Source organism: Prosthecobacter sp. (assembly GCF_014879935.1).
In the GTDB taxonomy this organism is placed as follows: domain Bacteria; phylum Verrucomicrobiota; class Verrucomicrobiia; order Verrucomicrobiales; family Verrucomicrobiaceae; genus Prosthecobacter.
Window position 1 is genome coordinate 65,589 of record NZ_JACSRD010000222.1, and the last position, 13,622, is coordinate 79,210.

Annotated in this window: 10 protein-coding genes, 1 tRNA gene, 1 pseudogene and 1 riboswitch; of the genes and pseudogenes, 5 read left to right on the forward strand and 7 right to left on the reverse strand. The window is 62.9% G+C overall.

The features are described 5' to 3' along the window. The first annotated feature begins 47 nt into the window (after positions 1-47). On the forward strand, positions 48-2,867 hold the full coding sequence (locus IAE77_RS25860) for an insulinase family protein (protein ID WP_294233002.1): 2,820 nt from the start codon (positions 48-50) through the stop codon (positions 2,865-2,867). Here the strand turns inward: IAE77_RS25860 and thiE are convergent. Further along, entirely contained in the window at positions 2,845-3,486 is a 642-nt protein-coding gene (thiE, locus tag IAE77_RS25865) for a thiamine phosphate synthase (RefSeq protein ID WP_294233006.1), read from the reverse strand. The two genes, IAE77_RS25860 and thiE, sit on opposite strands and share 23 nt — an antisense overlap. 94 nt (positions 3,487-3,580) lie before the next feature. Further along, a riboswitch (cobalamin riboswitch) is annotated at positions 3,581-3,805 on the forward strand. Between the two features lie 160 nt (positions 3,806-3,965). On the opposite strand from thiE, the gene IAE77_RS25870 reads away from it, so the two are divergent. From IAE77_RS25870 to IAE77_RS25880, 3 genes are all read left to right on the forward strand, one after another. Next, positions 3,966-5,765, forward strand: a complete 1,800-nt coding sequence (locus IAE77_RS25870) for a TonB-dependent receptor (RefSeq protein WP_294233009.1) — start codon at positions 3,966-3,968, stop codon at positions 5,763-5,765. A 23-nt stretch (positions 5,766-5,788) separates the two neighbouring features. Then, the gene (locus IAE77_RS25875; protein WP_294233011.1) at positions 5,789-6,568 is read left to right on the forward strand and encodes an AraC family transcriptional regulator; all 780 of its coding nucleotides are present in this window, start codon (positions 5,789-5,791) and stop codon (positions 6,566-6,568) included. Positions 6,569-6,799: 231 nt separating this feature from the next. After that, a tRNA-Val gene (locus tag IAE77_RS25880) sits at positions 6,800-6,874 on the forward strand. A 3-nt stretch (positions 6,875-6,877) separates the two neighbouring features. Here the strand turns inward: IAE77_RS25880 and IAE77_RS25885 are convergent. The 6 genes from IAE77_RS25885 to IAE77_RS25910 form a co-directional block, all read right to left on the reverse strand. Then, complete coding sequence (locus tag IAE77_RS25885; RefSeq protein ID WP_294233014.1) at positions 6,878-9,811, reverse strand: transglutaminaseTgpA domain-containing protein; 2,934 nt, start codon at positions 9,809-9,811, stop codon at positions 6,878-6,880. A gap of 4 nt (positions 9,812-9,815) precedes the next feature. Continuing rightward, the gene (locus tag IAE77_RS25890) at positions 9,816-10,745 is read right to left on the reverse strand and encodes an AAA family ATPase (protein ID WP_294233017.1); all 930 of its coding nucleotides are present in this window, start codon (positions 10,743-10,745) and stop codon (positions 9,816-9,818) included. Between the two features lie 127 nt (positions 10,746-10,872). Beyond that, positions 10,873-11,118, reverse strand: a complete 246-nt coding sequence (locus IAE77_RS25895) for a hypothetical protein (RefSeq protein ID WP_294233022.1) — start codon at positions 11,116-11,118, stop codon at positions 10,873-10,875. Next, positions 11,115-11,852, reverse strand: coding sequence for a hypothetical protein (locus IAE77_RS25900; RefSeq protein ID WP_294233024.1), 738 nt, complete (start codon positions 11,850-11,852; stop codon positions 11,115-11,117). Before IAE77_RS25900 ends, IAE77_RS25895 begins: the two co-directional genes overlap by 4 nt. Before the next feature lie 16 nt (positions 11,853-11,868). Beyond that, entirely contained in the window at positions 11,869-12,273 is a 405-nt protein-coding gene (locus IAE77_RS25905) for a biopolymer transporter ExbD (RefSeq protein WP_294233026.1), read from the reverse strand. A gap of 83 nt (positions 12,274-12,356) precedes the next feature. After that, positions 12,357-13,046 (reverse strand): MotA/TolQ/ExbB proton channel family protein, encoded by a 690-nt coding sequence (locus IAE77_RS25910; protein ID WP_294233029.1) that lies wholly within the window; start codon positions 13,044-13,046, stop codon positions 12,357-12,359. 272 nt (positions 13,047-13,318) lie between these two features. Here IAE77_RS25910 and IAE77_RS25915 point away from each other — a divergent pair. Further along, positions 13,319-13,622, forward strand: a pseudogene (locus IAE77_RS25915) (N-acetylglucosamine-6-phosphate deacetylase); the annotation flags it as partial.

The following is a 13,622-nucleotide window of genomic DNA, read 5'->3' on the forward strand; positions in this document are numbered from 1 at the left end:
TTTCTCTCGACAATTCACCGGCTCCGCACGTTGTTTCAGGTCAACCTATGCACCAGCCGCTCGCCGCCCTCCTTTTCGGACTCGTCCTGACATCTCCGCTATCCGCAGCCACCTGGCCGCAGGACAACAGCGACCTCAAACCTGACGCCAAAGCGCAATTCGGCACCCTCGAGAATGGCCTGCGTTACGTCATTCTCCCGCACGACGAGCCGCCCGGCCGCGCCAGCATCCGCCTTTACATGGACGTCGGCTCCTTGATGGAAAAAGACGACCAGCAAGGCATGGCCCATTACCTGGAGCACATGGCGTTCAATGGCTCCCGTCATTTCAAAGGCGGTGAGATGGTGGAATACTTCCAGCGCCTCGGCATGGGCTTCGGTGCCGACACCAACGCGCACACCTCCTTCCGCGAGACGGTTTACATGCTCGAATTGCCCAAGGTGGAACCCAAATTCATCACGGAAGGCATGCAGCTCTTCCGCGATTACCTTGATGGCATGCTGCTCGGCGAGAGCGAGATCGACAAGGAGCGCGGCATCATCCTGAGCGAGAAACTCAGCCGCGATTCGATCGAATACCGCACCATGATCGCGGGCTACAAGTTCGCCCTGCCGGAGTCGCTCCTGCCGCAGCGCATGCCCATCGGCACGGAGGAGATGATCAAGACGATGAAACGCCCGCGCTTCGTGGACTTCTACGAGGGCTACTACAATCCGAAACGCGCCACCATCGTCGCCGTGGGTGACTTCAAGGACCCTGCCGCCGTCAAAGCTGAGATCGAAAAGCAGTTCGCGGATGCCAAGCCCCAGCGGGAAGACGCCAAGGACCCTGACCTGGGCAAGGTTTCCTCCGGCTACGGCCTGATCGCCAAACTGCACACCGAAATGCAGGCGGAGGCGCTCACGATCTCCATCGAAATCCCCCGCCCCGCCGAGAACAAGCCGGACACCGCCGCCACACGGCTCGAAATGACCACGCGCGACCTCGCGGACATGATGATCAACCAGCGCCTGTCGAAACTCGCGAAGGCGGAAGGTGCTCCCTTTATTTCCGCTGAAAGCTACAGCTACGAGTACCTCGAATTCGTCAACATCAACGGCATCCAGGGCCAGTGTGACCCGAAAAACTGGCAAGCCACGCTGACGCTGCTCGAAACCGAATTGCGCCGTGCCATCGAACACGGCTTCACCGATGCGGAGTTCGAGGAAGCGAAGGCCACCGTGCTCAAAGGAGCCAAACTTCGTGCCGATCAGGCCGACAGCCGCAAGTCGCGCGATCTCGCCAGCACCTTCGTTAGCAGTCTGGCGGGCAAAAGGGTCTTCACCCATCCTGCGGATGATTTTGCCCGCATTTCGTCCACGCTTGCCACTTTGAAGAAGGAAGAGTGCCACGCGGCCCTTGTGGATGACTGGAAGGGCACCGACACGCAAATATTCCTCGGCGGCAATTTGAAGCTCGAAGGGGATGCCGCGCAGCAGATCATCACCACCTTCAAAGAAAGCCGCGCGAAACCGGTCGCTCCGCCTGCGAAGGAGGAGACAGCCGCCTTTGCCTACACGGACTTCGGCCCTGCGGGCAAGGTGGTGAAGCGCACCGAGGTGAAGGATCTTGAAATTCTCCAGGCCGTGTTTGAAAACAACGTGCGCTTCAATTTCAAGCACACCGAGTTCGAGAAAGGCACCCTCCGCGTGCTCATCAACTTCGGCGGCGGCAAGCTGGTGGCTCCCACGGACAAACCGGGCCTGATTCCCTTCGCCCAGAGCACTTTCCAGCTCGGCGGCCTGGAAAAACATGGTGTCGATGAGCTCCGCCGCATCTTCGCCAGCCGCACCGTGGGCAGCGACTTCACCGTGGGTGATGAGGCCTTCCTGCTCAGCGGCCGGACCACCCCGGCCGATCTCGATGCCCAGCTCCAACTGCTCACCGCCTATCTTGTCGCACCGGGTTATCGTGATGAGGCCGCCCGTCAGTTCGAGAAGAACATCGATCCTCTCTACACCCAGCTCAATCACACGGCTGAAGGCGTGATGAACAACGACGTGGTCGCATTCATGCATTCCGGCGACCCGCGCTGGGGCTTCCCGAAGATGGAAGAGCTCAAGAAACGCTCCCTTGCCGAACTCAAGGAGTGGCTCACACCGGCTTTGAAGGAATCCTACCTCGAAGTCACCGTTCTTGGCGACACCGACGCAGAAACCGCGCTCAACGCCGTGGCCAGAACGCTCGGTGCCCTGCCAAAACGTGCGGAGAAGAAGCCTGCGTATGAAAAGGAACGCGCCGTTGCCTTCCCGAAGCCGGACGCCAGCAAATCCTTCCCCTTCGAGACCGAGATTCCGAAAGCCATTGCCACGATCTACTGGAACACCACCGACATGCTGAACATCCAGCGTGCCCGTCGTCTGACACTGCTCGGCTCCATCCTCGACGACCGCCTGCGCATCAAGATACGGGAGGAGCTCGGCGACACCTACAGCCCCGCCTGCTACCACGTGGCCAGCGACACCTTCACCGGCTACGGCTACGTCACGGCCATGATCGAGTGCAAACCGGAGCAGGCGGCCAAGCTCACAAAGCTCGTCGTCGAAATCGGCGACACGCTCTCCAGCGGTGAGATCAGCGACGACGAGTTCGACCGCGCGATCAAACCCACGCTGGCCCAGCTTGAGCAGATGCGCCGCGACAACCGCTACTGGTCGATGAACGTGCTGCGCTGCTCCCAGGAGCATCCAGAACGCCTCGACTGGGCCCGCAGCTTCGTCAGTGACTTCTCCGGCATCAAAAAGGACGAAATCTCCGCCCTCGCGAAGGAATACCTCGGTGCCAAACGGGCCGTGACCGCTGACATCATGCCAGTGGTGAAGAAGTGATCAGTCGCTCCTTCAAGCCACGCACCTCGCCGCTCACGTCGGCGGCGAGGAGGAATGACGAGACAACGACCACGCGCTTCGCTCCAGCGGCCAGGATTTCATCCAGCCGTGTCGCATTCACGCCGCCGATGCAGAAAACCGGCAGCCACACGCGGCGATGCACCTCCGCGACGTCCTGCAAACCGATCGGCACGTAGTCAGGCTTCGTTCCCGTGGCGTAGAGCGGCCCGAAACCGATGTAATCCGCGCCTTCGTCATGCGCTTTCTCCGCCTGATCGAGGCTGTGCGTCGATTTGCCGACAAAACACGATGATCCGACCACGGCACGCGCCTTGGCGACCGCGTCATCATCCTGGCCCACGTGCACGCCCTCGCTGCCGACAGCGGCGGCCACATCGATGTGGTCGTTGATCACCAGCGGCACGCCATGCTCGCGCGTGACGGGCAGCATGAGCCGCGCGAGGCGCTCCACCTCGCTCTTCACGATCTTTTTGGCCCGCAGTTGCAGCACATCCACGCCGCCTTCACACAGCTCCTGAGTCATGCGCCAGACATTTCCTGGCTCCACGTAACCGAGGTCAACAATGCCATAGAGCCGGGCGTCTTGAATGCGTTTCATCAGCCACTGCATTCGCTTTGGCAGCTTCCCGCGCAAGCACAGTTTCCGTTTGCCCCTCAGGACATGCGGCTTATGACAAAACCATGGCGGGAGGCATTCTCGTGATGCCCCCCGTTTTCTTTCCGTTCGCAGATGCAGGGAAGGCCGTGAGAACCGGCCACAGTGGCGCTGCGGTATCGGGTCACAGACCTCCATTCGTGCCAAAAACACGGAGCAAAGCCAATCGGGAGCAATCCACGGTGAAGGCGGAGGCGAGGAAGGCGGCAAAGCCGCCGGAAACCCGGAGTCCGAACATCTCGCTGCGAACATGTCATCCGACCAGTCAAGTGACGGTGCGCGGGTGATTTCATCGAACCAATGAAACCCAAAACGACATGTTCATCCACATCCCCCGTGGCCGGAGCCTTGCGCTCGCGGCCTGCCTTCTCGGCTCACTGACTCAATCGAGGGCCGAGTCTCCACCCCAGAGGACCGGCAGCATGCCGGAGCGCGTCATCACCGCGACGAAAACGGAAACCGAACGCTGGCGCACTGCCAGCAGTGTGACCGTCATCGATCGCGAAGAAATCGACGACAAACAATACCGCCGCCTCCCCGAGGCGCTGAGCCAGGTGCCCGGTCTGGCGATCGTCGATAACGGATCACCCGGCACGCTCGCAGGCGTCTTCCTGCGAGGATCGACGACGCAGCAAACGGCCTTCCTCATCAACGGCAGGCCCATTCCGATGAACTTGGCCGGTTCGTTCAACCCGGAAACGATGGGGCTCGACAACGTGGAGCGCATCGAAGTGCTCCGCGGCCCCTCGGCGAGTCTTTACGGCGGCAAAACGATCGGCGGTGTGATCAACATCATCACCCGCAGCGGCAAGGGACTGGCAAAGCCGGAGAATTCGATCTTCTTCGAGACCGGCAGCTACGGCACCTTCCGCGAAGGCCTCGCCTCGCGTGGCTCCATCGGCATCCTCGACTGGTCCGTCGATGGCATGCGCACGGACATCCAAGGCCAGCGCATCAACAGCCAGCTCCAGCAAACGAACACCTCCGGCACGCTGGGTCTGCAGCTTGGCGATTCGCTGCGTCTCGATCTCGACTGGCGTTACTACCAGGCCGAGGTGGGGAATCCGGGCAGTGTCTTTGCCAACGATCCCGATGACAACACGCTCAGCGAATTCTGGAGCTTCTCGCCACGCCTCACGTGGGAGACCACGGAGCGCTGGACGCAGACGCTGACCTATCAAATGGGCAACTTCCGCCAGGTGGCCACGGGCAACACAGGTCCCTTCCCTGTCGACAACCGCATCACCTCGCGAAACCATTTCTTCGAGTATCAAAGCGTGGTGCGTGTGACGGACAAATGGACGATCACCGCCGGTGCGTGGCTGCAAGACCAGAGCTTCAATCGCTACAACGATGCTGCGCCCGGCTTCTTTAATCCTGGCGGGCAGAGTTATGACATCGACCAGCATGAGACGAACTGGGCTGTCTTCCTCCAATCGCAGGCGGAGATCCTGCCGGGCTGGAATGTGATCACCGGCCTGCGGCATGACAGCTACTCGGACTTTGCCGATGCCACCACCTGGCGTGCGGGCACGAGCTGGCGCCTGCCGTGGACACAGACCATCCTGCATGCGAACTACGGCACTGCCTTCGCCCCGCCCACGCCACAGGATCGCGAAGGTGCCATCTGGGCTCCGTTTGGCGGCCAGTTGATCGATTTGAAGCCGGAACGCAGCCGCGGGTTTGAGGTCGGCATCGAACAGCCGATCGCCTCGGCGAACCTCAACTTCGCGCTGACGTGGTTTCACAGCGATCTGCGCAACACGTTCGAGTTCGTCGGTGCTCCCGCCTTCCTGCAACCGGTCGGTCAGGCACGTCGCGAAGGCATGGAGTTCTCCGCCGCGTGGCAGCCATGCAAGGAATTCGGCTTCAATGCCAGCTACACCTATTTGGAGTCGGACAATCTCACCACCGGCCGCCGTCTCGTCCGCCAGCCGCGGCACATGATCACCACCAGCATGACGCTGCGCCCGCAGGATCGGCTCACCTTCACGCTGTCAGGCTCGTATGTCATCGACCGCGAGGACTTCGATGCCGCCACCTTCGCCCGCATCAATGCGGAGGACCACCTGCTCGCCCGTTTGAGTGCGAACTGGCAGGTCAGCCGCCACCTTGATGTCTTTGCCCGCGTGGAAAACCTCTTCGGCGATGATTACCAGGCCGTCGCCGGCTTTCCCACCTTCGACACGGGTGCCTACGCGGGATTCCGGCTGCGCTTTTGATGCAGCCGTGCTAAATCAGCGCCGTGGCCAGCCGCACGACGTCACGCTCTGATTCCCCTGCCGCGCTGCGCGATGCGTTCATCGGTCGTGTCAGCGCGGTCAGCCCCTTCTACCGGCTGTTCGATCATCTGCCGGATCTGGCGTTCTTCGCCAAAGATCGTGACTTCCGCCTCATGTGCGCCAGCAGGCGCTTCATCGAGCGCTTCGGCTTTTCGCGGGAGGAGGAAATCGTCGGCAAAACCGACTTCGACCTGTTTCCAGCACGACTGGCGGAGAATTTCCGCCGTGATGACGAAGAGGTGCTCTCGACCGGCCGGCCGAAGCTGAACATCGTCGAACTCTTCTTCACCGACCAGGGCATCCCGGACTGGTTTGTCACCAACAAGCTGCCGCTCTTCGATGCGAACGGCCGCATCATCGGCCTCATGGGTACAGTGCAGAGCTTTGAGGGCAAAAAACAAGTGCTGCAGCCCTACCTGCAAATCGACCGCGCTCTCGCCTACATCCGCGAGCACTTCCGCACCGGCGTCTCCATCACCGAGCTGGCGCGGATCGTGCATCTTTCGCCGCGGCAGTTGCACCGGAAGTTCGTGGAGACCTTCGGCGTGAGCCCTCAGGCCTTCATCATGAAGCTCCGCATCCAGGCTGCATGCGAGGCACTGCAAAAAGAAGGCGCGCAAATCGCCGACGTGTCACAGGCCCTCGGTTTCTGCGATCAAAGTGCTTTCACCCACCACTTCCACCGCCACATGGGCATGACACCCCTCACCTACCTCCGCCAGTTCCGTCTGCGGAGGGCGTAGGTCAGAGGGCGGAGCCCCCCCGGAAGCAAAGGTCGTTTTCATCCGGGAACGAAGCCGCATTTCCCACGCTCTCTTCATCAGCAAACGCAGACTGACAGAAGCCATTGTTTTTGCCCTCTTGTTTCTGTCAGCCAGTCAGGAGGCGGTGGTCATCACCACAGCCGTTCTTCGCTCATTTTTCCGGTTGCCGCCGCCCTCAAGTCCGGTTACAGATTGCGCCCCACGATTTCCGCGCGGTTAGCTCAGCGGTAGAGCACTGCCTTCACACGGCAGGGGTCGCAGGTTCGAACCCTGCACCGCGCACCATCGTCAACGCCTGCTGAGCCTCACTGGCTTGAACTTCGACAGCAGGTTCTGGAACTCTTTCCACCGCTCATTTTGGGCACCATAACGGCCTGCGGCGTAGGTTTCGGCCATGCGTTCCACCTGGAAGGCGAGATCAGGCCTGGAAAGGGCCACGCGCCGGGCAAAGTCGAGCGGTCCTTCATTGACGGCACGCGGTCGCACCCCCGCTTTGGCGAGCCGTCGGCATACACGCTGCCAGCCGCGCATCCATGGATCTGCGTGACGCGCAGGACGCCACAGCCACCATGAAACGATCGCGACAGCCACCACCACGGCGACAATGCTCGTCATCAGCAGCAACAGCCAGCTCTGCCGCAGGCCGACACGCTCCAGCAGATCGCGTTGGGACTCGCGGTTGAAGTCGATCACCCGGTCCTGCCAGGCATAATTGAGGCTGTCCCACAGCAGACGTGCCTTTTGCGTGGTGCGGCCCCAGAAACTGCGTCGTTCACGCTCCGCCGCCTCGGCTCCGCCTGCCAGCCAGGCCCGGAGGTCGATGTTCACGCGATCCGGTGCCAGAGCGGCAGTGGGATCGATGCGGAACCAGCCGAGCCGCTCCACCCATACCTCGGCCCAGGCATGGACATCACTTTGTTTCACGATGAGATAGCCGCCGTTGTGATCCGAGTACTCTCCACCCTGGTAGCCGATGACCACACGCGCGGGGACGCCCGCCATGCGCATGAGCGTGGCAAATCCGGCGCTGAAGTGCTCGCAGAAGCCTGTTTTGCGGTTCAGCCAGAAATCCTCCAGTGCCTCAGGCCCGTCGTATTCGCCCGGCTCCAGCGTGTAGCTGAAGCCTTGCGTGCGGAGGTAATTCAGGCCGAGCTGCACGATCTGCTCGTCGTTTTGCGCCACGGACACCCAGTAGTCCGCGAGTTCCTTGAGGCGTTGCGAGGTGCGCTCCGGCAATTGCAGCGCCGCTTCACGATGCGTGGCTGGCAGATCGCGCGGCGTCGGGCGCTGCTGTGTGTAGTCCTCGATTCGCGAAAAAACCTCGATGCGCTCCGAACTGCGCACCGGCATGGGTGAGACCAGCGTCTGGTCGAATTCAGGCACCACCTGAATGCCCCGGATCGTGCCTTTCAGCGGCAGATCCAGCGCGGGCATCCAGGTGCGGCCGTGCGCCTCCAGATCGATCACCTGCCGCAGGTCTCCTGGCCGTGGTTTTGGCGAAAGCAGCGGCAGATAGCCCAGCCGCTCCCCGCATGACCAGCGCAGGCCTTCGCAATCCCACATCGTGATGCAGCGCCAGTAGCGGGCGGCATTCGGCGGCGGCCCGCCGTCAGGAAACCGCACCCGGAAGGCGACCTCGGAGCCCACAGCCACCTTGGCGATGCTGCCGGGATCGAGGGTGTTGTCGATCCCCGTCTCGCCAAAGCGCGTGCGGCCCAGCGTGGCGCTCAGATCGAGCAGTCCGCGAGGAAACACAAAGAACAGCACCAGCATCAAGGGCAGCGCCTGTCCGAACAGGGTCGCCGTCACCCGCGCTGGCTGCCACGCGCCCGGCACGCTGCGCCGGAAGCGCACCATGCAGGCGGCGATGAGCAGGAACAGCACGAACACACCCGCCGAACGCGAGAAATGATTCTCCAGCAGGATGACGCAGAACGCCAGAAACCAGCCGATCAGCGCCAGGATCTGAAATTCACGCGGCGTGCGGCTTTCCAGCACCTTGGCGCCGGCAAACACGAGCAAAAGCGCGATTCCGGGCTCCATGCCGCGAATCTCCCCATACTCAAGCCACACCGCCGTGATGCCGGCGGTCATCACGGCGAGACGCGCGATCACCGGCGGCACGCTCATGCGCAGCACGCCGCGCCAGATCAAACACAAGGCGCAGGTGACCAGGCCCGCGTTCGCGATGTAGCCCTGCAGCGGCCACAGCGTCAGCAGCAGCACCAGGCTGAGAAACATCAGCGGCCCTGCGGGCAGATGCGTGGCATGCTCGAAACTGACATCGCTGCCGCCGTTTCCCGCCCGCAGCTCCTCCGACACGGCGCCTCCGGCTCCATCGGTGGATTGAGTGGCCAGTGCGTCCAGGCAGCGCCGCAGATGAGCAGGCCCGAGTCCGGCGCGAATCGTGACCTCCGGCAGCCGCAGCTCATACGGACGCCCTTCCCCCTCACAGATCTGCATCCAGCGGGCGATCTGGGCGGCACGTGCCGGCTCCTCCAGTGTGAGCGAGTTCCAGTCCAGCACGACGACACCCTGCGCGCTCGCATGCCACGCCTTCACCATCAGCGGGCCACCGCGGGCCAGCGCCCGCCAGTCGATGTGCCTCGGGGAATCGCCCGGCCGCCATTCCCGCAGACCGGCGAAGTCATCGCCCGAGCCGCTGCCATGCGATTTTCCCGCCACACTGGCCGCCGAATCGCCCTGCGAGGACGGCTGCGGCTTTGGCAGCGGCAGATCACCGGCCGGCTTCGGATGCACGCGCCGGATCCATGAGGTCTCCAGCACGCTTTCCGCCGAAAAAAGGCCCAGAGGATACACACTGCGCACGCGGATGCTCATGGCACCGCCGCAGGTCTGGGCAGGAGGCGGCAGATGCACCATGATGGAGCCGCCCGAAGGCACCGTTTCGACAAAAACAGACTTCTCCGCCCCGACCACGAGCACTTCCAGCCCGCAGGGAGCTGCCGCGCTGGTCGCCCGCAGTTCCACAGGGATGGTGCGCGATCCCTCCTGCGCCGCGGCACGGCCGCCGAGGAGGCGGACGCTCAATCCCCGCAAATTCGCCCGCGCATGCAGCCAGGACACGCCGCCCATCGTCGCCGCCAGCAGCGCGATCACATGCGCCGCTCCGTTTGACTGCACCTCCGCCGCATACCACATGCCCGCCACGATGGCGAGCAGCGCCAGCGTGTGCCGGTTCCAGCGGACGCGTGTTTTCATCCGGTCAGGGCAGCGGAGTTTCCGCGATGAGCTGTCTGGCGAACTCCACGCCCGTCACGCCATCCATCGCATGCTCCAGGCGGTGCCCCATCACGGGAACGGCCACCGCCTGGATGTCCTCCGGCAGCACCATCGCACGCCCACGCAGCAAGGCCCACGCACGCGACGCGGCGAGCAGCGCCAGGCCAGCACGCGGGGAAAGGCCGTGCCCCTGCACGCGGCTGGACGCCAGAAGGTCCTGCAAATAGTCGAGCAACGCGGGCGAGGCGTGCACCGCACGCGTCCAGGTCTGCAACTGCTGCAATTCGAGCAAGGACATCGCCGCCTGCATGCCCCGCAGCATTTCCCGCCGTTCCTGGCCTTCCAGCAGCGCCCGTTCGGCGTTGCGATCCGGCACTCCGAGCGCCAGCCGCATCAGGAAGCGGTCCATTTGCGATTCCGGCAGCATGAAGGTGCCGATTTGAGTCGAGGGATTCTGCGTCGCGATGACGAAAAACGGCTCTGGAAGCGCATGCGTGGCCCCGTCGGCCGTGACCTTGCCCTCCTCCATCGCCTCGAGCAAAGCGGACTGCGTTTTGGGCGTGGCGCGGTTGATTTCATCCGCCAGCAGCACCTGCGTGAACACCGGTCCGCGATGAAAGTGAAACGCCGCCGTGTCCCGATCATAAATCGACGCTCCCAGGATGTCCGCCGGCAGCAGGTCGCTGGTGAACTGCACCCGCCGGAAGCCAAGACCCAACGCCTGCGCGAGGGATTGCGACAGCATGGTCTTGCCGACGCCGGGCTGGTCCTCAAACAGCAGATGCCCGCGCGCGAGCAGGCAGGTCACCGCCAGCCGGACGACATCTTCCTTTCCCAAAATGATCTCGGAAACTCGCTGGATGATCGATTCGATCTGTCGTGCGGCCTGTTGGGCGGTGGAGGGAGGCAGCATGGCATCGGCGGCTGAAAAGGAGTTTCTGGAGGACATCGGCGTTCAGAAATCTCGCCGAATCACGCCTCCGAACGCAAGCCCGCATTTGCCATCACCTCAAACAATCCCCCGCGCCTCCGATCGTCCTTCAAATCTGCTGCAGCTTGTTGCGCTCATTTGGCGTGCGGCACACCGGACACACGGTCACCGCGATCTTGCGCTTCGGCTCACAGGCATACGCCGTGCCGCAGATGCGGCATTGGATCGCGATGCGGCGGCGGTACACCTCACGCTTCCGGTCACGCCAGAAGCTGTGAAACCACAACACGCACACCACCGTGACACCGACGGCCATGAAGAGGATGATGAGGCTGCTGAGCTGGATCGGGATCATGGTTTGTCCGCTGCCTCCCATCGGAATGAAATCTCCCCCCACTCGATGCGACGTCCCTCAGCCGGGGCGAAGCGCAACGCGGCCACTGCATCACCGAGCTGCCTCATCACATCGGCCTCATCCGCACTGCTCAACGGCAACGCGGTGATGATCTGGCCCGCTGAACCCACCGCCACACGGAACTGCACGCGCGTGGGCTGCGTCAGCTCGATCTGGCTGCCGATTTCCACTGTGGCAGGCCCCCGTTTGGCCAGTGAGGCGCTCATCACCGCCTTCAGCACCGCAGGCGGCGGCTCGGGGGCGAGATCGGTGGCCCGTCGTGGCACTGGAGGCAGCACATCGGACGTTGCGGTGAACAGACGCGGTTGTCTCAGCTCCACCGGCTCCGGAGCAGGATCACGAAGCTTGATTTGATAGTCCTGAAACGACGGCCGGAACGCCAGCCCGGGCATTTCCGCCGCTGACTCGTCCGAATCGCTCAGCAGGGCGAAACTGCGATCCTGCGCCCGGTGCATGAGCGCCAGCGCGGCGGGGTCCTTCGGATCCAGCACAATGACGTGCTGCGGCGTGGTGGGCATGCGCTGCACGGAGGGATGCACGATGCGGAAGATGAAGAAGAAACCCGCCATGCCGCCCATCAGCAGCAGGAACGCGATGACCAGATGCCAGGTCGAGTGATCGCGCACGCCCCAGGCGAAGATCAGCGGGTTGGACGACGGCGATTTGGCGGACATCGGGGGCGGCGGCGGGTCAGGAATTCGGCGGCACGGTGGAATAGGCCACCTCGTAGCCCTGTTCGAGCGCCAGATTGCCGATCTCCGTCACGCGGCCATGGGAGGCATGCTTGTCCGCGTGGACGATCACACGGCGCTCGCCTTCGCGGCTGGCCTTCAGTTTCTCACGCAGTTCGCCCGTGCTCACCCGGACACCGTCAAAATAGATCAGATGATCAGCGCCGCCGGACACGGTGATGATGTGGGCACGGTCAAACCCGGTCAGGCGTGAGTTCGACTGCGGCGGCATCACGGTGATGCCGGAGTGCACCACGAAGTCACTGGTGAAGAGGAAGTACACCAGCAGGAGCAGGATGGTGTTCAGCAGCGGGGCCGTGTAGAGCCAGGGGCTTTGCTTGGGCAGATTGCTTTCGAGCTTCATGGTTGGAAACTGAGGCAGTTCGCAGTGCCATTCGACAGACGGGTGGTGGTTGGACCTGTCGAAATGACCACCAGCAGACAGGATCACCCTTTCAATCCACGCGCTCTCGATTTTGACACCGGCGCGACAGCTTCCGCCTGACGGAACTCGACGATGTTGTCCGTGCTGTTCGCGTCTTCGATCAGGTTCACGATCTCGATGCCCGCACGCTCGAGATCATGCATCAGGGAACGCGCACGGGCGCTCAGGAAAGCAAAGGACAGGTAGGCCGGGATCGCCACCACCAGCCCCAGGGCCGAGGTGATCAGGCTCTGATACACGCCGCGGGCGACATCCGCGTGCGTCGCCACCCCATTGGCCGAGGCCAGGCCGGTGAAACTGTCCAGCAGGCCGATCACGGTGCCGAGAAGACCGATGAGCGGCCCGGCATGCGCGATCGCATTCAAAATGCCCAAAAAGCGCTCCAGCCGCGGCACTTCGAGCTGCCCGGCCTCCTGCACGATCTCCTTCAGTTGCTCACGCGGGGCCTGATGACGCAGCAGCGCCGCGTGAATCACACGTCCGGCGGGCACACGCGTCGCCACGCACTCCTGGAGGGCCTCCGCGTAGTTTTTGCGGCGGATCAGGCTGGCCAGACCGGCCAGAAACTCGCCGATATTCATGCTGGCCCGGTGAAAATAGGCCAGTCGCTCGATAAAGATCGCTCCGGCGAAGCACAAGCACCCGATCAGGAGCCATACCAGCGGTCCGCCTTTGGAGATGAGATCGATCATGAGCCAGGGTCAGGGAGTGAGTGGGGAAATACCGGTGCTGCGGGCCACTTCGGGAGACCCACCGCACTGAGCATGTTTTATGCCGACTTAAGCAGGTTGTAAACACTGGAAATAAACCGGGGAACTGCTGAGCGGTCAAGGCGGCAGAAGCAGGCCGGGGGGCCTCCCACCCCAGATCCGCCGCCCTGTCCTGCCACCCGCGTGACATTCATACCAAAAGCCATCACCAGCCAGTCTTGCTTCCCTCCCCCGGACCCGCTCCAATGCCCGCCATGAAACCTTTCGATCTCCAGGTCAACGGCTACGCGGGCACCGACTTCAATGGCGACAACCTGACCGCCGAATCGCTCCACCACGCCTGCGAATGCCTCGTGGAGGATGGCTGCGACGCCATCCTGGCCACCTTCATCACCGATCACGTCCCCACCTTGGAGCGCCGCATCGGCAAACTGGTCGAATTGCGTGAGAAAGACGCCCTCGCACGCCAGATGATCACCGGCATCCACATCGAGGGCCCCTTCATCAATCCCATCAAAGGCTACGTCGGTGCCCACCCGCCCCAGGCCGTGAAACCCG

Bases quoted from the DNA above. Each gene is read 5' to 3' on its own strand.
- IAE77_RS25870 (WP_294233009.1), top strand. From the start codon at position 3,966: ATGCCGGAGCGCGTCATCACCGCGACGAAAACGGAAACCGAACGCTGG.
- IAE77_RS25885 (WP_294233014.1), bottom strand. From the start codon at position 9,811: ATGAAAACACGCGTCCGCTGGAACCGGCACACGCTGGCGCTGCTCGCC.
- IAE77_RS25900 (WP_294233024.1), bottom strand. From the start codon at position 11,852: ATGTCCGCCAAATCGCCGTCGTCCAACCCGCTGATCTTCGCCTGGGGC.
- IAE77_RS25895 (WP_294233022.1), bottom strand. From the start codon at position 11,118: ATGATCCCGATCCAGCTCAGCAGCCTCATCATCCTCTTCATGGCCGTC.
- IAE77_RS25860 (WP_294233002.1), top strand. From the start codon at position 48: ATGCACCAGCCGCTCGCCGCCCTCCTTTTCGGACTCGTCCTGACATCT.
- IAE77_RS25910 (WP_294233029.1), bottom strand. From the start codon at position 13,046: ATGATCGATCTCATCTCCAAAGGCGGACCGCTGGTATGGCTCCTGATC.
- IAE77_RS25905 (WP_294233026.1), bottom strand. From the start codon at position 12,273: ATGAAGCTCGAAAGCAATCTGCCCAAGCAAAGCCCCTGGCTCTACACG.
- thiE (WP_294233006.1), bottom strand. From the start codon at position 3,486: ATGAAACGCATTCAAGACGCCCGGCTCTATGGCATTGTTGACCTCGGT.
- IAE77_RS25890 (WP_294233017.1), bottom strand. From the start codon at position 10,745: ATGCTGCCTCCCTCCACCGCCCAACAGGCCGCACGACAGATCGAATCG.